20 protein-coding genes and 2 pseudogenes are annotated in these 19,281 nt (G+C 43.0%); 2 read left to right on the top strand and 20 right to left on the bottom strand.

Features of this window, described 5'->3' with window-relative positions; translation table 11 throughout:
- Positions 1 to 3 precede the first annotated feature (3 nt).
- From STO1_RS01450 to STO1_RS01375, 17 genes and pseudogenes are all read right to left on the bottom strand, one after another.
- Positions 4 to 450 carry a LytTR family DNA-binding domain-containing protein gene (locus STO1_RS01450; RefSeq protein ID WP_000776591.1) on the bottom strand — a complete coding sequence of 149 codons (447 nt, stop codon included), beginning with the start codon at positions 448 to 450 and terminating at the stop codon, positions 4 to 6.
- A gap of 113 nt (positions 451 to 563) precedes the next feature.
- Positions 564 to 1,067, bottom strand: coding sequence for a phosphatase PAP2 family protein (locus STO1_RS01445; protein WP_061588719.1), 504 nt, complete (start codon positions 1,065 to 1,067; stop codon positions 564 to 566).
- 97 nt (positions 1,068 to 1,164) lie between these two features.
- Complete coding sequence (locus tag STO1_RS01440) at positions 1,165 to 2,925, bottom strand: ABC transporter ATP-binding protein (protein ID WP_096421643.1); 1,761 nt, start codon at positions 2,923 to 2,925, stop codon at positions 1,165 to 1,167.
- Positions 2,915 to 4,684, bottom strand: a complete 1,770-nt coding sequence (locus STO1_RS01435) for an ABC transporter ATP-binding protein (RefSeq protein ID WP_096421641.1) — start codon at positions 4,682 to 4,684, stop codon at positions 2,915 to 2,917. Before STO1_RS01435 ends, STO1_RS01440 begins: the two co-directional genes overlap by 11 nt.
- Entirely contained in the window at positions 4,668 to 5,129 is a 462-nt protein-coding gene (locus STO1_RS01430) for a MarR family winged helix-turn-helix transcriptional regulator (RefSeq protein ID WP_007520703.1), read from the bottom strand. Before STO1_RS01430 ends, STO1_RS01435 begins: the two co-directional genes overlap by 17 nt.
- A 177-nt stretch (positions 5,130 to 5,306) precedes the next feature.
- Complete coding sequence (locus STO1_RS01425; RefSeq protein ID WP_007520704.1) at positions 5,307 to 5,597, bottom strand: hypothetical protein; 291 nt, start codon at positions 5,595 to 5,597, stop codon at positions 5,307 to 5,309.
- 90 nt (positions 5,598 to 5,687) lie between these two features.
- Entirely contained in the window at positions 5,688 to 6,542 is an 855-nt protein-coding gene (locus STO1_RS01420; RefSeq protein ID WP_025172565.1) for a PTS system mannose/fructose/sorbose family transporter subunit IID, read from the bottom strand.
- Positions 6,526 to 7,371 carry a PTS mannose/fructose/sorbose/N-acetylgalactosamine transporter subunit IIC gene (locus STO1_RS01415; RefSeq protein ID WP_007520706.1) on the bottom strand — a complete coding sequence of 282 codons (846 nt, stop codon included), beginning with the start codon at positions 7,369 to 7,371 and terminating at the stop codon, positions 6,526 to 6,528. The genes STO1_RS01420 and STO1_RS01415 overlap by 17 nt, the downstream gene beginning before the upstream one ends.
- A gap of 27 nt (positions 7,372 to 7,398) precedes the next feature.
- Positions 7,399 to 7,893 carry a PTS sugar transporter subunit IIB gene (locus tag STO1_RS01410; RefSeq protein ID WP_004193690.1) on the bottom strand — a complete coding sequence of 165 codons (495 nt, stop codon included), beginning with the start codon at positions 7,891 to 7,893 and terminating at the stop codon, positions 7,399 to 7,401.
- Positions 7,894 to 7,936: 43 nt separating this feature from the next.
- Entirely contained in the window at positions 7,937 to 8,374 is a 438-nt protein-coding gene (locus STO1_RS01405; RefSeq protein ID WP_007520708.1) for a PTS sugar transporter subunit IIA, read from the bottom strand.
- A 220-nt stretch (positions 8,375 to 8,594) separates the two neighbouring features.
- On the bottom strand, positions 8,595 to 9,878 hold the full coding sequence (locus STO1_RS01400) for an ABC transporter substrate-binding protein (RefSeq protein WP_084939357.1): 1,284 nt from the start codon (positions 9,876 to 9,878) through the stop codon (positions 8,595 to 8,597).
- The gene (locus STO1_RS01395; RefSeq protein ID WP_007520712.1) at positions 9,875 to 10,558 is read right to left on the bottom strand and encodes a response regulator transcription factor; all 684 of its coding nucleotides are present in this window, start codon (positions 10,556 to 10,558) and stop codon (positions 9,875 to 9,877) included. Before STO1_RS01395 ends, STO1_RS01400 begins: the two co-directional genes overlap by 4 nt.
- Complete coding sequence (locus STO1_RS01390) at positions 10,551 to 11,867, bottom strand: sensor histidine kinase (protein WP_007520713.1); 1,317 nt, start codon at positions 11,865 to 11,867, stop codon at positions 10,551 to 10,553. Before STO1_RS01390 ends, STO1_RS01395 begins: the two co-directional genes overlap by 8 nt.
- Entirely contained in the window at positions 11,867 to 12,853 is a 987-nt protein-coding gene (locus STO1_RS01385; RefSeq protein WP_007520714.1) for a substrate-binding domain-containing protein, read from the bottom strand. Before STO1_RS01385 ends, STO1_RS01390 begins: the two co-directional genes overlap by 1 nt.
- Positions 12,854 to 13,129: 276 nt before the next feature.
- Positions 13,130 to 13,393: pseudogene (locus STO1_RS09855) on the bottom strand (single-stranded DNA-binding protein); the annotation flags it as partial.
- Between the two features lie 14 nt (positions 13,394 to 13,407).
- Positions 13,408 to 13,765: pseudogene (locus STO1_RS09850) on the bottom strand (ABC transporter ATP-binding protein); the annotation flags it as partial.
- Entirely contained in the window at positions 13,749 to 14,210 is a 462-nt protein-coding gene (locus tag STO1_RS01375; protein WP_096421639.1) for a MarR family winged helix-turn-helix transcriptional regulator, read from the bottom strand. The gene STO1_RS01375 and the pseudogene STO1_RS09850, both read right to left, overlap by 17 nt.
- 193 nt (positions 14,211 to 14,403) lie before the next feature.
- On the opposite strand from STO1_RS01375, the gene STO1_RS01370 reads away from it, so the two are divergent.
- The gene (locus STO1_RS01370) at positions 14,404 to 15,090 is read left to right on the top strand and encodes a DUF308 domain-containing protein (RefSeq protein WP_045617726.1); all 687 of its coding nucleotides are present in this window, start codon (positions 14,404 to 14,406) and stop codon (positions 15,088 to 15,090) included.
- Between the two features lie 47 nt (positions 15,091 to 15,137).
- On the opposite strand, the gene STO1_RS01365 is transcribed toward STO1_RS01370, so the two are convergent.
- Entirely contained in the window at positions 15,138 to 15,854 is a 717-nt protein-coding gene (locus tag STO1_RS01365; protein ID WP_000532898.1) for a YebC/PmpR family DNA-binding transcriptional regulator, read from the bottom strand.
- 95 nt (positions 15,855 to 15,949) lie between these two features.
- A complete protein-coding gene (locus STO1_RS01360; protein WP_061588624.1) occupies positions 15,950 to 17,320 on the bottom strand; it encodes an MATE family efflux transporter in 1,371 nt (456 codons plus the stop codon).
- Positions 17,321 to 17,429: 109 nt separating this feature from the next.
- Here STO1_RS01360 and STO1_RS01355 point away from each other — a divergent pair, with 109 nt between their 5' ends.
- Positions 17,430 to 17,984: a GNAT family N-acetyltransferase gene (locus STO1_RS01355; RefSeq protein WP_000060287.1), complete on the top strand. Its 555-nt coding sequence runs from the start codon at positions 17,430 to 17,432 to the stop codon at positions 17,982 to 17,984.
- Positions 17,985 to 18,103: 119 nt separating this feature from the next.
- Here STO1_RS01355 and recA read toward each other — a convergent pair whose 3' ends face one another.
- On the bottom strand, positions 18,104 to 19,255 hold the full coding sequence (gene recA / locus STO1_RS01350; RefSeq protein ID WP_096421637.1) for a recombinase RecA: 1,152 nt from the start codon (positions 19,253 to 19,255) through the stop codon (positions 18,104 to 18,106).
- Between the last annotated feature and the right edge of the window lie 26 nt (positions 19,256 to 19,281).

Genomic DNA, 19,281 nt, shown 5'->3' with positions numbered 1-19,281 from the left:
CTTTTACCTCATGTTTCTTAGATTTTCTTTTAGGAGGGACTGGTAATGTCGTGACACATGAACCTCCTTGTGCGTCTGATAAAAGGAAATGGTGCCCGTTCCTGAAAAGGACTTGTCCACTGAGTAAATCTGACGGATGTTTGCAATAGTTGACTTGGATACTCGACTAAAATAGCGAGGCAAGATGGACTCCAACTCATAGAGTTTGAGACGTACTTCATAGGCTTCCTTCTGGTTATGAGCGTAGATCTTGCTCCCTTCTGTTTCAAAGAAGAGAATTTCTGAAAGGTCTAGATAATATTCACCTGTCCCCTTGTAAAAAGTCAACCTCGGAGCCTTTGACTCTTGCAAGAGCCGTTGCAAATCTGCAATTTCATCTGTCAAAGTGGGGGTCTTGATGACAATTTCAGTCTCCTCTAAATTGCCGTCAATCTCAATTCGTAACTTCATCACATCTCCTTTCTGACTCTACTATATCAAAGCTAAATGAGGAAAACAAGGGCAAAAAAGCAAGTGGTCATTTTGAAGCAGTAAGTGGTTGTAGGACTAGATTAACTTACATATCAGAATAGGAAGAAAAGGAGCCCCCACATGAGACCACAAGCATAGCCAACCAAGACATCCTTGGGATAATGAACACCACCTAAAACCCTCACCAAGCCCAGCAAAGCTGAGAAGAGCAAGCATGCTAAGCCAACAGGTAGACTAGCATGCAGACAGGCCATGGAGATGATGGTTGCCGAAAAGACATGGCGACTAGGCATAGACTTTCCCGAACTATCTTTTTCAAGCAGGGGACTGATATCCCAAGTTTCATAAGGTCGCGGGTGATTGATTTTCTTACGAAACAGGGACAAGACCACAAATCCTGATGCAGGAATAAGCACATAAACCCCAACTTGCTGACCAAGTTCTAGTTTCAGGCAAGTGGTGACTAGCAAGATCAGATAGACCAGGGGCATGGCGACTGTCATCAAACGATTGAAACTCCGTAACAGAAATAAAAGGGTTGGATAACTAGTGAGTCTGGAGCTGATATTTCTATACCATTCTTGATAATTTTTCATTTATACTTCTCATTCATTACCTTGTTTTCGTCTACAGGTGAGACGTTTGTCTTCTAGTATAGTGCAGAAAAAGAAGGCCGTCAAGCCTTCTTTAGATTTATTCTTCTGCTTCGTCTTCTGTAAATTGACTATTGTAGAGATCCGCATAGAAGCCACCTTGCGCCATCAGCTCCTCGTGATTGCCTTGCTCAATAATATTACCATCTTTCATAACAAGAATCAAATCAGCATTACGAATAGTTGACAAGCGATGGGCGATGACAAAGGAAGTTCTGCCTTCCATCAAACGGTCCATGGCTTTCTGAATCAATTCCTCTGTACGTGTGTCAACTGAGGATGTCGCTTCATCCAAAATCAAGAGCGGTGCATCTTTCAACAAAGCACGAGCGATAGTCAAAAGCTGTTTCTGTCCAACAGACAAGGTCACAGTGTCATCCAAAACAGTATCGTAGCCATCTGGCAAAGTCATGATAAAGTGGTGAATTCCCACAGCCTTGCTGGCTTCCATCATCCGCTCATCGCTGATACCTGTCTGATTGTAGATGAGATTTTCCCGAATGGTTCCTTCAAAGAGCCAAGTATCTTGTAAGACCATTGAAAAGGCATCATGTACTTCTGAGCGCTTCATATTCTTGGTATCGACTCCATCGATACGGATACTTCCCTTATCAATCTCATAGAACTTCATCAAAAGATTGACAATGGTTGTCTTACCAGCTCCAGTAGGCCCAACGATAGCGACCTTCTGGCCTGCATGAGCTGTCGCAGAAAAGTCATGGATGATGGTGCGTTCTGGTGTATAACCAAAGGATACGCGATCAAAGACCACTTCTCCTCTCATGCCAGTCAATTGTCTTTCCTTATGGGATTCATCCTGCATCTCAGCTTCACCTAGAAATTCAAAGACACGTCCCATGGCTGCACTCGCTTGTTGTAAGCTCGTAATCCCTTGGGCAATCTGTGACAGGGGTTGGGAGAAGGTCCGTACGTAAACCATAAAGGCTACAATAATCCCTATAGTGATATGCCCTTCTAGAGCAAGCGCGGCCCCAACAATGATGACCAAAACATAGCTAAAATTCCCAACAAAGAACATGGCTGGCATCATGATACCAGAGATAAACTGAGATTTCCAGATGCTGTCGTGCAAGTTCTGATTCAAACCTGCAAATTTCGCTTTAGAGGTGTCTACTGCGTTGTAGCTCGTTACAACATTGTGTCCCGAATACATTTCTTCTACATAACCATTGACAGCCGCCAAGTTGTTTTGCTGAGCTCTAAAGTACCCTTGTGACTTAGCCATAATTACGGAAACTGCCGCAAAACCAACAAGCGTAGAAACAACCGTTACCAGAGCTAAAATCCAGTTCATGCTAAACATGGTCACCAAAACAGCAATCAACAAGAAGCTAGCTGAGAGTACTGTTCCCAAACTTTGATTGAGAGATTGAGCGGCCGTATCAACGTCATTGGTCACGCGCGAAAGGGTATCTCCTTGAGAATGACGATCAAAATAGCCAAGGGGCAAACGATTGATTTTTTCAGCAATTGCCGTCCGCAAGCGTTTTGAAAAATGTTGGATACTTGTTGAAAAGATATAGGCCTGTGTATAGTTAAGGATAGCACCAAGTACATAGAGAATCACTAAAAAGCTAGCAATACTTGAAACAGCCTCTAGGTCAATTCCCGTCATCAAACCATCTGAGATTAAGTTGGTGATTTCTTTTATCTTAGTCGGTCCATAAACCGTGATGATGCTTGAACATACAGCTGCTACAACCGCTACTAGTAGGGGAAGTTGGAGACCTGCTAGAAAAGGTTTAGAGTGTTTCCAAAAAGACATTTTCTTATTTTCCATGTTCCAATTCCTCCTTCGATAGTTGTGAGTAGGCAATTTCTTGGTAGACTTCATTGGTAGCTAGAAGTTCCTTGTGGGTGCCTTGCCCCACGACTTTACCTTGATCCAATACTAAGATCAGGTCGGCATCCATGATGGTAGAAATCCGCTGTGCTACGATGAGCTTGGTCATAGATTTTGTTTTCTCTGCTAGCTCTTGGCGCAAGATCCGGTCTGTCTTGTAGTCCAAGGCTGAGAAAGAGTCATCAAAGATAAGAATCTCTGGCTTACGAGCCAAGGCACGCGCAATGGCCAAACGCTGTCTTTGACCTCCTGAGAAGTTGGTTCCGCCTTGGGCTACTTCAGAGGCCAGACCTGCTTCCTTATCCTCGATAAAGTTTTTAGACTGGGCTAATTCCAGAGCTTGCCACATAGCAGCTTCGCCTAGAGGAGTTTCTTTGCTCTTACCAAAATCTAGATTGTCCTTAACATCTCCTGAGAAGAGGACTGCTTTCTGCGGAATATAGCCAACCTTATTGCGCAAGTCTACCAAGTCGTAATCTTGCACATTAACACCATCTACTAGAATTTCTCCCGCGGATACATCGTAAAAACGAGGTAGTAGGTTGACCAGAGTAGATTTACCAGAACCAGTTGAACCGATAAAGGCCACAGTTTGACCCGCTTCTGCTTTGAAAGTGACATGTTCCACGACTGCTTCAGAGTTTTTAGAGTAGCGGAAAGTCACATCACGAAATTCCACTTGTCCTTGAACTGAAGGGTCCGCTGTCTGTGCATGACTAGGATTTTCAATAGAAGAATGCAAATCCAATACTTGATTGATACGTCCTGCAGAAACCAAGGTACGAGGAAGAACGATAAAGAGTGCTCCCATGAGAAGGAAGCCCATCACGACCTGCATAGCATAGGACATGAAGACCACCATATCACTAAAGAGTGGCAGACGTTCTGCCAAACTTGCATCGTTGATGATATAGGCACCAATCCAGTAAATGGCTAAGGTCAAACCGCTGGAAATCGCCATCATAATAGGGTTCATAATCGCCATCAATCGATTGACAAAGAGATTGAGACGAGTCACCTCATCATTGGCTTCTTCAAATTTCTTATCTTGGTAATCCTCGGCATTATAAGCACGAACAACCCGAATCCCAGTCAAACTTTCGCGAGTGATGCTATTGAGTTTATCTGTCAATTTTTGAATGACAGATTGTTTTGGAAAAGCTAGAGTAATGAGAACAGTGGTCATCAAGACATTGACAATGACGGCCACCACTACTGCCCAGAGCCAGTATTCCGACTTCCCAAGGATTTTTCCAATGGCCCAGATGGCCATGATAGGCCCACGAGTCACTACCTGTAAGCCCATAGTAAAGAGCATCTGAACCTGCGTAATATCATTGGTCGTTCGAGTCAAAAGACTGGGGATTGAAAAACGTTTGATTTCCGTTTGCGAAAAATCTAGAACACGATTAAAAATATCTCTTCGCAAGTGAGTCGTGTAAGACGCTGCAACACGAGAAGCAAAAAATCCAACTGTTACAGAAGACAGAAAGGCTAGGAGAGATAAGCCCATCATCTTAGCAGCAGGAGACCATAGTTGTCCTAACTCCGTACCCGGTGTTCCAATCAATTCTGTTATTTCTGAAATATAGGTCGGCACTTCTAACTCGAGATAGACCGAGAAACAAGTGAAAAGAACAGTGAGTAGGATCATCCCCCACTCTTTTCCTGTAATACGTTTAGCAAGTTTCTTCATTCTCTCCTCCTATTCTTTCTACATTAGCCTGTAGTTGTCCGAGAACTTCTTCAAAAACGGCTAGCTTTTCCTTTGAAATTCCTTCCAGTAGACCACTGGCAATCCGATCAAAAAGCGCCTTAACTTCTTGCATCTGAGATCGTGATTTATCGGTCAAACGAACAAGTTTTGCTCGTTTATCACTTGGACTGGCCTCTAACTCGACTAAATCATTTTGTACCATACGCTTGACCAAGTTGCTTGCAACTGACTTGGTGATATTGAGTTCTGTCTCAATATCCTTGATAAGCGTTAATTCCTGATCATGCTCACGACGATCTAAAAACTGCAGGACCTGTCCTTGCGGTCCCCCCATAAATTCAATACCGCAACGTTTGGCTTCTTTCTGCAACATCAGGTGGATCTGGTACCCAAAACGTTTAAAAATCAACAACGATTTGTCCATGATTGCTCCCTTCTCATGATTTTATATAGTTTTCTGGAGAACTAATTTAGTTTTCATGAGAACTATTTTATCACTTTCGGAGGAGATGTCAAGAAAAAAGTTTCCTAGAGAACTATTTTTTGATAAAAAATCCCAAGTGAGCTTCTCACTTAGGATTATGTTTTCTAGATTAAATGTCTATCTTGCAAGTTTTAGTTTTGCTTCAAAATCATTGATCACCTTTTGCAGATTGAGCCTGCCTCTGTAGATGCCATAACCAAACAAGAGCATGGCTAAGACACCCAGAAGGGCTAGGACAATTCCTGCAATCAGTGCTAATAGATTAGTCTCATGAAAGAAGTAAATTAGAACAAGACCGATACTGGCAATGACAAAGAAGAGACTAAACCAGCGTCCTAGATTTTCAATCATATGCTTCTGGTAGTGAATTTCTGTTTCATAACCTTGAATCAATTCTTGTTCTGTCATGATTTTCTCCATTCTTTATTTTAGTCAAACAAATTGATACTAGACTAGCAGCATATCGGACTTACTGCCAGTCTGAAACTTGAGTAGGAATTAGTATTTCAGTTGAGGATCAAAGATGCCCAGTGCTACACCAATCAAAGCAATGACAACCAAGAGGAGCATAACAAGGTTTGGTGATACTTTTTTCTTGGCCATCAGCCACCAGCAAAGGGTGATAAAGCCAGCTGTTAAGAGACCTGGATAAACACCGTCAATCTTTTCTTGTAGCTTCAAGAAGGCTTCGCCATCCGCATTTTTCAGCTCAAATGAAGTCGTTACAGATACCCAAGTTGCAGCAACTGCCCCGATAACCATACCACCAATGACACTGATTGCCTTACGAAGGGCCTGTCCTTTAGGTCCTACAAGGAATTCTACCGCCTTGTCCCCTAATTCATAGCCTTTGAAGTAGGCAAAGCGCATCCCGCCATAGATGAGAACATTCCAAACAAGGATATAGAAGAGAGCCCCGATAGGATTTCCACCTTTCGAGAGGCCAAGGGCAATCCCCAGCAGAACTGGAATTAAAGTTCCGACAACCAAAGAGTCACCGATACCTGCGATAGGCCCCATGAGACCAGCACGCATACCATTAATAGTTTCTCCATCAACTGCATCACCATTGGCACGCGCTTCTTCCAAACCAGCTGTAATCCCCACTACTAAAGCTCCGAGCTGAGGTTCTGTGTTGAAGAAAGCTGTATAGGTCTGCATAGCTTCTTTCTGCTCTGCTTTGTCTTTGTAGAGTTCTTCCACAATTGGTAGCATAGAGGTCAAGTAACCAAAAGTCTGCATGTGCTCTTGGGAGAAGCAAGTCAAATGACCATAGTACCAATGGTGGAATGATTTCGCTAAAGTCTTTTTAGTTATTTTCTTTCTTTCAGCCATCTTAGATATCCTCCTCATCGTCATCAAAGTCAGCCCCACCAGCCGGCGCGGTCACACGAGCTGATTTGATTACTTCCAATTCATAGTAAATTACTGCAAAAATCAATGAAACAACTGCACTGGCAACCAAATTAAGACCAAGTGACTTAGCCAAGGTGAAGCCCACAAAGAATGGGATAAAGTCAGCAGCCTTGGTAACGATTTGTTTCAAGAGAATGGCAATACCTACACATGGGAGAAGAGCTCCGACTGTAAAGAGGGATTTCATGATGAAGCCATCCATTGGCAGGTGAGTCTTCATCAGCTCAACCATATCGGGGCCAAACTTAGTGATAAGCATTGTTGGAAGGAAAGAGAAGACAAAGTGGGAAATCCAAGGATAAACCCAGTCAACAGCGTAAAGCTTTTTAAATTCGCCTTTTTCAACGGCTTTCCAACCAATGTGCTGCCATATCAGGTTTGTAGTGGCTGTTCCATAGAAGAGAACTGTACCGATAGTACCAACTGCTGCTCCGATTGGTGCAGCTGCTGCAGCGATAGCAGATTCAGACGTGATTCCTTTAGAATGAACAAATAAGATTGCGAGAGGAATCCCAATGTAAGAAATCGCCCGCACATCAGCAGAAACTGTACCACCTGGTGTTACTAGAGCGATGTAGAGAACCTGAAGGGCTACCCCAACCATAATCCCTGTTTGTAAGTCTCCGAGAATCAGCCCGCTAATCAAGCCCCCGACCAGAGGACGTCCCAAAGTGTAGTTACCAATACTAGAACCACCCATACCAGGCATAGAAGCTAAACTAGCGAAAAGACCCAGTAAAGCGGCTTGCAGCCAAGAAATTGTCATAATAGACTCTCCTTTTTATTATTATAATTAAAAACCAAATTTAGACTTGAAATCGCTCCAATAACCTATGGAAACATCTGGTAGAAGCTGGAATTTGACTTTGTAGCCTGCTTTTTCGATCGCCTCAATCGCTTCTGCCTCTTCCTGGGTAATGGACTGGTTATTCCCCAGCTTAATAGCTCCAGGACGGTCATTAGCAGGGCCAATGATGATTTCCTTAACATCACCAGGTACAAAGCCTTGGTCCACTAGGATTTCTTTCATGTCCACAGGATTTTTCGTAATGAGGAAATAGCGGCTGTCTGACTCTGTGACCTTGCCTGATTTTTCCTTGAAAGCTTCCTTGGTCCAAACAAAAGTCTTCTTGTCAGAAGCTCCCTTGTAGGCCTGAATCAAAACCTTGTTTCCTGCTGCAGCATTATTTACTGCAATCAAGCCATCACAAGGGTATTCCTTGGCCCAGCGAGTGACTGTTTGACCGTGGATCATGCGGTCGTCAATCCGTACAAATGATACTGTCATCTTTAAAATCTCCTTTTATCTTTTAGAATGTATGGCGGAAGTACTAAATGTCGTCTTCATCTTCGTCAGCTGCATCACTTACGACTTCAAATTCCTGCAAAGCAGCTGTAGCCTCAGAAAGGATAGCCTGAGCTAGCTCTTTTCCGTCTAATATGTCTTTCATAACCAAACCAGTCAATCCCATGGTCAGGTTCAAACCACCCAAGATAACTGCTGAGTCGAGCTTACCCATGTCAGCTAAGACACTAGCTGCTGTCGTCAGAGGACTGCCTCCTACAATATCAGCCAGAACTAAGACACTGTCATCAGCGCTTAAGCCAGCCAAGGCCTGAGTAAAATTAACTGCAAAATCATCAACTGACTCGCCTTCCTGAAGACCAACCGCAATGACCTGATCCGTCTTGTCTCCGGCAAACATCTTTAAGGAACTCTGCACGCCTGCAGCCAGTCCCCCATGGCTGACCAGTACAAGGTATTTCATCTTTCCTGCCTCCTTTTTCCTTCTAGCTCTTAGCCAAGTAAGGCTTTAAATGATGAAGGATTTATTGATGATTTTATTTTACAAATTTTGAAACCGATTTCATATTGTCAAATGTCATTTTGCCCAGATGACATTTGTTAGGAAAAATATGACATTTGTCATATTGGTCTAGGCAGCTGTGCTTTTTTCTGACTTAATTAGAAATAAAAAAGAAAGCAGATTATTTTCCGCTTTCTATTTCTCTTTGAATGCTCGGCAAGGCACTGTCAATCTCTTGATTCTGTATAGCATTTTGAATCAGATAGTCCATCCTGTCCATGGTATGACGGTCTACTTCAAGACTGATGTCAATGATGGAGCGATTCATCATGTGGTCTAACCTCTCAGAAGTCAAGGAATCCAGGCCAAAATCATCTGCCTGTAAGATTTCTCTGGCCTGTTGACTTTTCACCACAGATGGTAAGACTGAGGTCCCCTGCGATTTTTCAAACAAAGCCTGCTGGCTTTCTTTATCCTGTGACAGCAAGAGCATAAATTCCCAAGCCAGCTTCTCTTGCTTGGTATTGGAAGACATGGCAAAAAGCGAGGTCTTGACCTGTGTTCCCATCACCTGACTATTGGCTGTCGGCATCGGGATACAGGTCCAAGAAAAGCTGGAATATTTGGCAACATGGTAAGGGTAAGGCTTGTAGGTCCGATACTGGGCCAGACTCATAGGATAGAAGGCCACCCGTCCCTCATCAAAGTCATTAGAAGTCACCTTATAGTGTTGGCTGAGCATATCTAGCTTGCTCATAAAGGTCAAGGCTTGGTGCATCTCTGCGCTGTCTACATTGATACCGGATTTATCGATAAGATGGCCGCCGTAAGCTACCAGAGCCTGCTGCCAAGTGTAATCTGTTATACCGTACTGATCCACCACACCATCGCCATTGGTATCCTTGGTTACTTTCTTGCAAATCTCATAGAAATCCACCAGGGTCCAGCCCGACTCAGGAATGCTAATTCCTTCTTTTTCAAGCAGGTCTTTATTGACACACATCATAATAGGATTGCTCTCAACTGGAAGGGCATAGCTGACTCCCTGATATTGCCCAGCCTCATAAGCCACTGGATAAAAAGCCTTTCGCTCATCATCCGTTAGGAGGGTATCCAAGGATTTAAGCGCGCCAGTCGAAGCCAACATACTAAAGTCGTTTTCTGGTACCATAAAGAGATCTGGCTGCTTGCCTTTCAAGACTTCCTCTGCCAGCCAGTCAGCATAATCATCCTTGGGAATACCGCTTTCGTAGACGACCTTGACATGAGGATGCGTCTTTTCAAATTTTTTAATCAGGCTGTCCAAGACCTTGTTTTCGCGGCTGTTAGGCACATCCCAGCTAGAGCCAGCATAGATCCCGATACGCAGGACTTTTTCCTGAGCTGAATCCCAAAATACAAAAGCCAGAGCAACAGATATAATCAAGACAACCAGCAGGGACAAATTTCTCAATCTCCACTTCATTTGTCGCTTTCCTTACTAAAATCTCTCTGGGTGACTCCAGTCTGTACGGCCCAGATAGCCAGTTGGGTCCGGTCACGCAGGTTGAGCTTGGCTAGGATACCCGACAGATAATTACGGACTGTCCCTTCTGATAGAAAGAGTTTGGCTGCAATTTCCTTATTCGAAATCCCAAAGCCAATCTGCTGGATAATCTTCCACTCCGTCCGGTTCATGTCCTCCACATTTTCCTCTGTCACTGTGATGGCAAAGTTGGACTGGGCCATCTGTGAAAAGATTTTGAAGACCTTGGTGGCAATATTGGGATTGATCATAGCTCCGCCTCGATAGACTGTTTGAATAGCTTCATGAAGCTCTTCTGTCGAAACCCCTTTAAGAATATAACCAGAAGCACCGTATTTGAGAGCTGAGAAGATAAATTCATCATCGTCAAAGGTCGTTAGGATGATAATCTTGACATCTGGATACTGCTCCTTGACAGCCTTGGTACAGAGAACACCGTCCATGACTGGCATGCGAATATCCATCAAAATCACATCTGGGCGCACCCGATGAAGCTTTTCCATCACTTCCTTGCCGTCTCCGACCGTCCCGACTACCTCAATATCTGCGTGGGCAGACAGAATGATTTGCAGAGACTCGCGAATCAAGGCCTGATCGTCTGCTATTAAAACCTTAATCATGTCTTCCTCCTATTTTTGGAATTTCGATATGCGTGTAGAAACCGTCCTGATTTTCAAAGCGGACGCTTCCGCCAATAATCATTAGGCGCTCCTGCATCTGCTTGAGGCCATAGCCATAGTGGAGTTCATCAAAGCCAACACCATCATCCTGAATGGTCATTACATAAGCTTCTTCTTCCTCTAGTAGCTCAATCCAGATAGTCTTGGCATGCCCATGGCGGACAGAGTTGGTAATCGACTCCTGGATCACTCGGAAGACAATGTCTTCCTTGGCAATATCCAAGTCAATATTATCCCATTTGTAGAGGAGATGAATCTCCAAGTTGGAGATGGCTTCATACTCACGGGTAATCTTAATCAGAGCTTCCTTCAAAGTGTTATTTTCCAGAGCTCCCGGGCGCATCTTATTGAGCGAGCCTCGGACGTCACGGATACCATCTCGAACGACGACTGAGACATTATTAAGCTGCTCCTTAGCCCGATTGGTATCAATATCAACCAATACCTTGACCGCATCAATACCCGCTGAAATTCCTGTCAGGGCATGGCCCAATGTATCGTGAATCTCTCTGGCAATCCGCTTCCGCTCTCGATCTTCTGCTATTTTCTCAGACAAAGCCAGGTAAGAGTTCAGCTCGCGATTGGCTTGAAAAGCCATGCGAAGCTCTTCCTCAATACGATGGCGCTCCGTAATAGCCGACAAGATATAGAATAGCAAGGAAATCATAAAAACGACAATATTAAGCGAGTAGAGAAAGTTCTTGCCAAATAAGAGCAGAAAGCGTACAGACTCAGGATAAAAACGAATATAGGTATCCAAAGACGGCAGATTGATAAAGAGCGACATGAGGTTATAGTTGGACAAGAGCAGCATGCCAAAGCTCAAAATAATGAAAGAAAACCAGTACTTTTTGTCCTTGGAAGCATTGAACTCCTTAGAGCCATAGAAAATATCCGCAAACACCAAGAGAATCAAGCCATTGTAGGACGAGTGCAAGACGGAAAAGATGACCAGCATGAGCAGGATTTCAATAATGGTCACCTTGTCATAGACGGACAGCTGATTGGGGTGACGCTCCCGATAGTACATGACTAAAAGCAGACAGGCATACAGACTAATAGATACCCAGAAGATTAGGCTAGGAGAGCCCGGAATGGCATCCAAACGCTCCAAAAGCGAGTGACTGAAGCCCTTAGCCGCTACATAGTTGGTCGCAAAGAGATAGATGGATGCATTATAGACAATGGCAAGCAGATTGATGACCATTAGGGCTATTTTGCTGTAAAAGATACTTTTTTGAGGTCTCATTATTGCCACCCTGTAACTGTGTATTGACTGATATTATCTCTATTAACCAGATGAACAGGAATCAGGTATTGGCTGTCGTAGGATTTCCCCTCCTGCATCAGCTCAATTACTTGCGCCACCTTGCGTCCCATCTGAATGGGCGATTGAGCCACGGTTCCCTCTATATCACTAGTCGTAGCCAAAAAGTTTTTGATATCAGGCGATCCATCCACGCCGTAGATGGAGATTTTCTTATCAAGACCTTGATTTTTAATAGCTGCTAAGGCGCCGATAGCTGCCCGATCATTGAGCGCCATGACTACATTAAAGTCCAAACCTTCGTCTAAGGCACTTTTTACTTGCGGCATGCTTTCCTCTGTCTGACCCAATGTTTCTTTCTGGGAAATAATCTTGTAGCTAGGCTGTTTTTCAATCGTATCAATAAATCCCTGAATCCGGTCCATGGCAGAGACGGCATTGCGGTGCTCTAGAAGGAGAATATTAGCAGAAGGCAAGCGCTTCATCATGTCCTGGGCAATCAGGACGCCTGCTTGGTAGTTATCCGACACAATAGTCGTATCCACTTTTACATCCTGACTGATAGGCGCATCCACTACGATGATTTTAATCCCAGATTTCTTGGCCTTTTGAAGAGAGGAAATAATGCTTGGACTATTGCTTTTTACCGGATTGATAACAATGACATCAACCTTTTCTCGGACAAAAAAGTCAATCTGCTGGCTCTGCTTGCCCTCATCCAACTCAGGATCCCGCACGTAAAGCCGGCTGCCCTGCTGGTTGGTTTTCTTCTCCAGCTCCGCATTTAATGTCTTATAAAAATCATTATTCATGGTCATGTAGGTTGCCCCAATCTTGACCTGCTTCTCACCTGGCATAACGCCCTTGAAATAAACAAAAAACAAAGCAAAAATAAGCAGAATGAAAAGCGGCCAGAGAGCCTTCTTCTGATAATGCTGAACCCGTTTTTTGACATTAGCTGCTACCATTTCCCCCCCTATGCCGTAAGCGCCTTTATGAAACATATAGGATTATTATATTACAAAACCGCCAAAAAGCAAAATCTTTCCAAAATGACTATCATAAAAAAAGCGAGACAGAATCTAAAAATTCATTGATTTTTGATTCTTGATCCCACCTCGGCAATCATAATTAAACTTTTAAAAGCTTGAGAGAAATAGAATTCAGTCAAACAGATCTTGCATCTTACAAAACTGAATGCTGATTTTTTAGAGCTAGGTCATTTCCCACTCTTTGCTTCTTGCTTAAAAGGGAAGTTCCTCTTCTTCCAACACTAAATCTGCCAAATCACCTCCGCTGTCATTTTCACGCAGAGCACGCTGGGCGCGACTTCCAGGAGATGGAAGCTATGACAGAGCACCTCTGTCACATAATGAGTCGCCCCTCCTTCTCGTAGCGACGAGTCCGCAACTCACCATTCAGGGAAATCAAGCTGCCCTTACTTGCATAGCTGGCTAAAGTCTCAGCTAGGCGTCCCAGACAACCACATTTACAAAATCCGCTTCACGCTAACCGCTCTGAGATTGGTGGTACGAGTTAAGACTGGGAATAGAGAATTTCTTAATCTCTGTCTGCGAGTAGTCTAAAACTCGGTTAAAAATATCACTTCTTAGCCTACTAGTATAAGAAGCAGCCACTCTGGACGTAAAAAATCCAACTGCAACTGCGGACAAGAAGGCCAGAAAAGACATTCCCACCATCATACCTACTGGTTGCCATAACTCATCTAAATTAGTTTCTTTAATTCCCAACAAATTTGTGATTTTCGAGATATAGGTCGGTACTTCCAACTCCAGATAAACCGAAAAGCAGGTGAAGAGAATGGCTAGTAGGATCATCCCCCACTCTTTTCCTGTAATACGTTTAGCAAGTTTCTTCATTCTCTCCTCCTATTCTTTCTACATTAGCCTGTGGTTGTCCGAGAACTTCTTCAAAAACGGCTAGCTTTTCCTTTGAAATTCCTTCCAGTAGACCACTGGCAATCCGATCAAAAAGCGCCTTAACTTCTTGCATCTGAGATCGTGATTTATCGGTCAAACGAACAAGTTTTGCTCGTTTATCACTTGGACTGGCCTCTAACTCGACTAAATCATTTTGTACCATACGCTTGACCAAGTTGCTTGCAACTGACTTGGTGATATTGAGTTCTGTCTCAATATCCTTGATAAGCGTTAATTCCTGATCATGCTCACGACGATCTAAAAACTGCAGGACCTGTCCTTGCGGTCCCCCCATAAATTCAATACCGCAACGCTTGGCTTCTTTCTGTACCATCAGGTGAACCTGGTGCCCAAAGCGTTTAAAAATCAACATCGGCTTGTCCATGATTGCTCCTTTCTCACGATTGAATATAGTTCTCAGGAGAACTAATTAAGTTTCCATGAGAACTATTTTATCACTTTCAGAGGAGATGTCAAGAAAAAAGTTTCCTAGAGAACTATTCTAGTCTAAATTGACATTGGAGAATATTTTCTCTATAATAAGCACTAGCTACCATGGATAGGAATCCATTCACTCGATGAAGGGAGAAGACTTTCAAATGAAACCAGAAGAACAAAAAGTTTTAGGGATTTTAGCAACCATTTTTGGATCCATCGCACTTTTAGGATCTTGGATCCCGTTTATTAATTATCTATCGTTTTTCATCGCTATTGTCGCTTTGATATTAGGTATTATCGGACTTATTGCCAATCTCAAAAAACGGAAAACAATGGCCATTATCGGAACATCCTTGTCAATTGCTTCTATTATACTCTTCCTTACGACCCAAATGTTGTATGCTAATGTCTACAAAGAGTTTGTCAGAGAGTTTAACCGTTCCTATAGAGAAGCCAGTTCCTCAATGGAACGCGACTTGACAGATGATACCATTGATTCACTCCCTGAAGAGGAGGAAGAGGATTCCTTCACTTGGACCCAAAAAGAGTTCGACGCCTTAATCGAAGGTGACCTTGACAACAAAGGAAAAGGTGGTACCAACTACAAGGATATTATCAAAAAGCATGGACTACCAGATTCCGAGTTTGATTCAATCATTGAGGGCTACGACACCAAGAAAATTACCTATATTGGCATTGATGATAAAATCAAGACCGTTACTCTGACCTTTGTAAAACAGGATGATGGTCAACTCTTACTAGTTCATAAAATAGCTGTAGGCCTAGGAGAAAGACAGCAGCAAAGAGATTCTGGAATCAGAGTCTAATCTCAAATATAAAAAGCGAACAGCTAGCAAGTCTGTTCGCTTTTTTATTAGAATCCATCGACATTTGTGTAGATCTTTTGGACGTCCTCATCATCTTCAAGAACGCTGTAAAGTTTTTCAAAGGTTTCAAGGTCTTCACCTGACAACTCAACTTCTGACTGAGGAATCATTTCCAGTTCAGTAACTTGGAATTCTTCGATACCAGACTCACGAAGGGCAACGATAGCCTTATGAAGGTCTGTTGGAGCTGTGTAAACAGTGATTGTTCCTTCTTCCGCTTCTACATCATCCACATCAATATCTGCTTCAAGCAACAATTCAAAGATAGCATCCGCATCATCACCAGCAAATACGATAACACCCTTGTTGTCAAAGAGGTAAGAAACAGAACCTGAAGCACCCATGTTTCCGCCATTTTTACCAAAAGCAGCACGAACGTTCGCAGCTGTACGGTTGACGTTTGAAGTCAAGGTATCCACAATCAGCATAGAACCATTTGGTCCAAATCCTTCGTAACGTCCTTCTGTAAAGGTTTCGTCTGTGTTTCCTTTTGCCTTATCGATAGCCTTATCAATAACGTGTTTCGGCACTTGCGCTTGTTTGGCACGATCGATAACGAATTTCAAAGCAGTGTTTGATTCTGGATCTGGTTCCCCTTTTTTAGCTGCTACATAGATTTCTACACCAAATTTTGCATATACTTTAGAGTTAGCTCCATCTTTAGCCGTTTTCTTGGCTACGATATTGGCCCATTTACGTCCCATTAGGAATCTCCTTTTTCACATTTTAATCTTTCTTATTATAACACAAGTCTTTTCGATTTTCACTAGAGGAAATGGATTTTCTTTTGCAAAGCAAGCTAGGCTTTCCCTCCGACTGCCACGATTTTCTTGCCTTCTTTTATCCAAGGATGTCGGGAAAGGGAGAAGTAAAGTTGGACAGTCATCACAACCCAGAGTAGCGGTTCACAGAGAATAACACCTGTATAGCCTGTCCAAGGAATAATCCAAGCTACGAAAATAATTTTCCCAAACAATTCTATAAAGCTAGATATAAGTGGCAAAAGTTTTTGGCCTAGTCCCTGCAAGCTATTTCTATAAATCAATAAAAGACTTAAAAATGGATAAAATACAGAACTGATACGTAAGTACAAGGTCCCGTTTTCTACCAAATAGCTGTCTGTCGAACTCGCCAAGAAAGAGACTAGGCTAGGACTGGCAAAAAATAGGAAAATACAGGCAAAGGCTGCCCAAGACATACTCAAATAGCTCCCTAAACGAAGACCTTGGACAATACGTTCGGGACGTTTTGCACCAAAGTTTTGAGAGATAAAAGTCGTCATTGATGCTGAAATAGCTGTCATTGGCAGCAAGGCAAAGGCCATGATTCGCCGTGCTGCCGTTTGAGCACTGATAATGACTGCACCAAAACTATTGACAGAGGATTGTAAAATGACACTCCCGATAGAGACGATCGACCCCATCAGACCCATGGCTAGTCCCTGCTCCAAGAGATCCACATAGAGAGCCTTATTCCATTTAAAATGTTTGAGACCCGGAAGAAGCTCTGGAACACTCTTACGAATATAAAAATAACAGAGGATTGCTGACAAACCCTGCGAGATAATGGTTGCAAGACCCGCAGACTGAACTCCCAGATGCAGTTGCGTAATAAAATACAAATCCAAGATCACATTAACGATAGCTGAAAAGATAAGAAAAGCAAGAGCCGCAAGGCTATCGCCAATCGAGCGCAGTAAGCCTGCAAAAAGATTGTAGGCGAAGCTGACGCCTACACAGGTAACAATCATGGAGATATACTCGTAGGATTGAGGAAGGATTTCTACAGGTGTCTCTAAATATTGCAAGAGTGGATACAGGCCGAAGAAGCCCATCAGCATGACAAGAGCACTCAGGATGGCACCCAGAAGCCAAGTTGCCGCAACAGCCTCTTTAATCTTAGCAAAATTACGAGCCCCATAATAGCGAGCAATGACAATCCCCATGCCATTGCCAACACCAAGCGTAAAGCCTATAATCAAGTCAAAAACGGCCGTTGTCGCTCCTACTGCTGCTAAGGATTCTTGTCCAAGGAACCGCCCTACAATCAAGACGTCAGCTGTATTATATAGTTGTTGAAAGATATTGGACAACAGAATTGGAAGGGCAAAGCTCAAAAGTGAGGGAAGAATGGGGCCATGAATCAGGTCCACTGTTTGTTTTTTATTCATAAAGATATTATATCAGCTTTCCAGAGGACCGACAAGATTCTTTAACGAATACCGAAATCAATTGCTTACAGAGAGACAATTTGCTATAATCAAGAAAAGGAGGTCATTTATGAGTTTGACCAGTCAATTAATAACCGATGTGTTTCCAGATCTTGATAAAGTTGAAAAGCTAAATAACGAAGCTTTCCCCGAGGAAGAACGGGTCCCCCTTTCTGAGTTTTTGCGCTATCAGGACCGAGATGACGCCCACTTTTTTGCTTTTTATAACGAAGAAGAATTTGTTGGCTTTGCTTTTGCCATCTCCAACCAAAAGGCCTTCTATATTAGCTTTTTTGCCATCATGCCTCACTTAAGAAGTCATGGGTATGGGAAGGAAATTATCGACAAACTAACTGATTTTTACCAGCGAACCATGTTGCTTGAAGTAGAGCGACTGGATGAAGAATGCGATAACTTGGAACAAAGAAAAGCTCGTATGAGCTTCTATCAACAAAATGGCTTCAAAACAGCTAACGCTTTTCTAGAGTATGATGGCTTGAGTTTTGAAATTCTCTACCGCGGTGACCATTTCGACGAGGAAGCCTATCGCGACATCTTCCAAAAATTACAAGATGAACATTATTTTGACTTTCACATCAAATACAGGCGCTTTAGTGATCATTAGTTGTTTCAAGGAAGAGAAATCTAGAGAGTTTTCTCACGATAAAAACGCATAATACCAAGGTTCTGAATACCTGATATTATGCGTTTTTATGATTTTGAAAACTTTCCCTAGTTTTATCTTTAATCTTCAATTTCGATTTCAAGTCCATCACCTAGGTCAAGCGTCACTTCTTGGTTAGGTGCCAAATCTTCAGCGACAGAAGTAGGAGTGGATCCCTCTTCATCTTCAATCAAACCATATTGAACACGAACCTGATGGTCAATCTCATCAAAAATCTCTGGGTGATCTGCCAAGTATTTCTTAGCATTCTCCGATCCTTGCCCGATTTTTTCACCCTTGTAAGAGTACCATGCTCCTGCTTTTTGGATGATATCGAGATCACTTGCGATCTTCAAGAGTTCACCAGTCTTAGAAATCCCTTCTCCGTACATGATTTCAACGAAGGCTTCCTTAAATGGTGGAGCCACCTTGTTTTTCACGACCTTGATCTTGGTTTCTTTACCGACATTGGTATCTTTTTGGTCACCAGTTCCTTTGATTTGTGTGCTTCCACGAACATCCAAACGGACTGAAGCGTAGAATTTCAGAGCACGTCCACCAGGTGTTGTTTCTGGATTTCCAAACATAACCCCAACTTTTTCACGCAACTGGTTGATAAAGATGGCAATTGTTTTGGTTTTATTGATAGAAGCACCAAGTTTACGCATGGCCTGGCTCATCATACGAGCCTGCAAACCAACGTGGCTATCTCCAATATCCCCATCAATTTCTGCACGAGGTACAAGGGCCGCAACTGAGTCGATAACGACAAGGTCAACTGCACCTGAGTCAATCAATTTTCCAGCAATTTCAAGACCTTGCTCTCCTGAGTCTGGTTGTGACAAGAGCAATTCGTCAATGTTCACACCAAGGGCTGCAGCATAGGCTGGGTCAAGAGCATGTTCCGCATCGATAAAGGCTGCAATACCACCTTCTTTCTGTGCTTGCGCGACAGCATGAAGGGCAACCGTTGTCTTACCAGAAGACTCTGGTCCATAGATTTCGATGATGCGTCCCTTAGGATAACCACCTGAACCAAGAGCAATGTCAAGAGCCAAGGACCCTGAACTCATGACTTGCACTTTTTGCTCCGCGCGCTCACCCAAACGCATGATTGATCCCTTACCAAAGTCTTTCTCAATCAATTTAAGAGCATCGTTCAAGGCTTTTTCACGGTCAGCTCCAAATTTTTTCCCAATTTCATCTAATTTTTTTGTTGGTTTTTTCGCCATTTTGTTCTCCTATATTCTACTGGTCC

Source organism: Streptococcus oralis subsp. tigurinus (genome assembly GCF_002356415.1).
Lineage (GTDB): Bacteria > Bacillota > Bacilli > Lactobacillales > Streptococcaceae > Streptococcus > Streptococcus oralis_F.
Note: the sequence above shows the minus strand (reverse complement) of the source record. Positions and strands in the feature narration are given on the sequence as shown.

Coding starts and splice junctions, on each gene's coding strand:
- STO1_RS01375 (WP_096421639.1), bottom strand. CDS start 14,210: ATGGACAAGCCGATGTTGATTTTTAAACGCTTTGGGCACCAGGTTCAC.
- recA (WP_096421637.1), bottom strand. CDS start 19,255: ATGGCGAAAAAACCAACAAAAAAATTAGATGAAATTGGGAAAAAATTT.
- STO1_RS01445 (WP_061588719.1), bottom strand. CDS start 1,067: ATGAAAAATTATCAAGAATGGTATAGAAATATCAGCTCCAGACTCACT.
- STO1_RS01425 (WP_007520704.1), bottom strand. CDS start 5,597: ATGACAGAACAAGAATTGATTCAAGGTTATGAAACAGAAATTCACTAC.
- STO1_RS01370 (WP_045617726.1), top strand. CDS start 14,404: ATGAAGGGAGAAGACTTTCAAATGAAACCAGAAGAACAAAAAGTTTTA.
- STO1_RS01410 (WP_004193690.1), bottom strand. CDS start 7,893: ATGACAGTATCATTTGTACGGATTGACGACCGCATGATCCACGGTCAA.
- STO1_RS01450 (WP_000776591.1), bottom strand. CDS start 450: ATGAAGTTACGAATTGAGATTGACGGCAATTTAGAGGAGACTGAAATT.
- STO1_RS01360 (WP_061588624.1), bottom strand. CDS start 17,320: ATGAATAAAAAACAAACAGTGGACCTGATTCATGGCCCCATTCTTCCC.
- STO1_RS01385 (WP_007520714.1), bottom strand. CDS start 12,853: ATGGTAGCAGCTAATGTCAAAAAACGGGTTCAGCATTATCAGAAGAAG.
- STO1_RS01365 (WP_000532898.1), bottom strand. CDS start 15,854: ATGGGACGTAAATGGGCCAATATCGTAGCCAAGAAAACGGCTAAAGAT.
- STO1_RS01390 (WP_007520713.1), bottom strand. CDS start 11,867: ATGAGACCTCAAAAAAGTATCTTTTACAGCAAAATAGCCCTAATGGTC.
- STO1_RS01400 (WP_084939357.1), bottom strand. CDS start 9,878: ATGAAGTGGAGATTGAGAAATTTGTCCCTGCTGGTTGTCTTGATTATA.
- STO1_RS01420 (WP_025172565.1), bottom strand. CDS start 6,542: ATGAGGAGGATATCTAAGATGGCTGAAAGAAAGAAAATAACTAAAAAG.
- STO1_RS01355 (WP_000060287.1), top strand. CDS start 17,430: ATGAGTTTGACCAGTCAATTAATAACCGATGTGTTTCCAGATCTTGAT.
- STO1_RS01435 (WP_096421641.1), bottom strand. CDS start 4,684: ATGAAGAAACTTGCTAAACGTATTACAGGAAAAGAGTGGGGGATGATC.
- STO1_RS01430 (WP_007520703.1), bottom strand. CDS start 5,129: ATGGACAAATCGTTGTTGATTTTTAAACGTTTTGGGTACCAGATCCAC.
- STO1_RS01415 (WP_007520706.1), bottom strand. CDS start 7,371: ATGACAATTTCTTGGCTGCAAGCCGCTTTACTGGGTCTTTTCGCTAGT.
- STO1_RS01405 (WP_007520708.1), bottom strand. CDS start 8,374: ATGAAATACCTTGTACTGGTCAGCCATGGGGGACTGGCTGCAGGCGTG.
- STO1_RS01395 (WP_007520712.1), bottom strand. CDS start 10,558: ATGATTAAGGTTTTAATAGCAGACGATCAGGCCTTGATTCGCGAGTCT.
- STO1_RS01440 (WP_096421643.1), bottom strand. CDS start 2,925: ATGGAAAATAAGAAAATGTCTTTTTGGAAACACTCTAAACCTTTTCTA.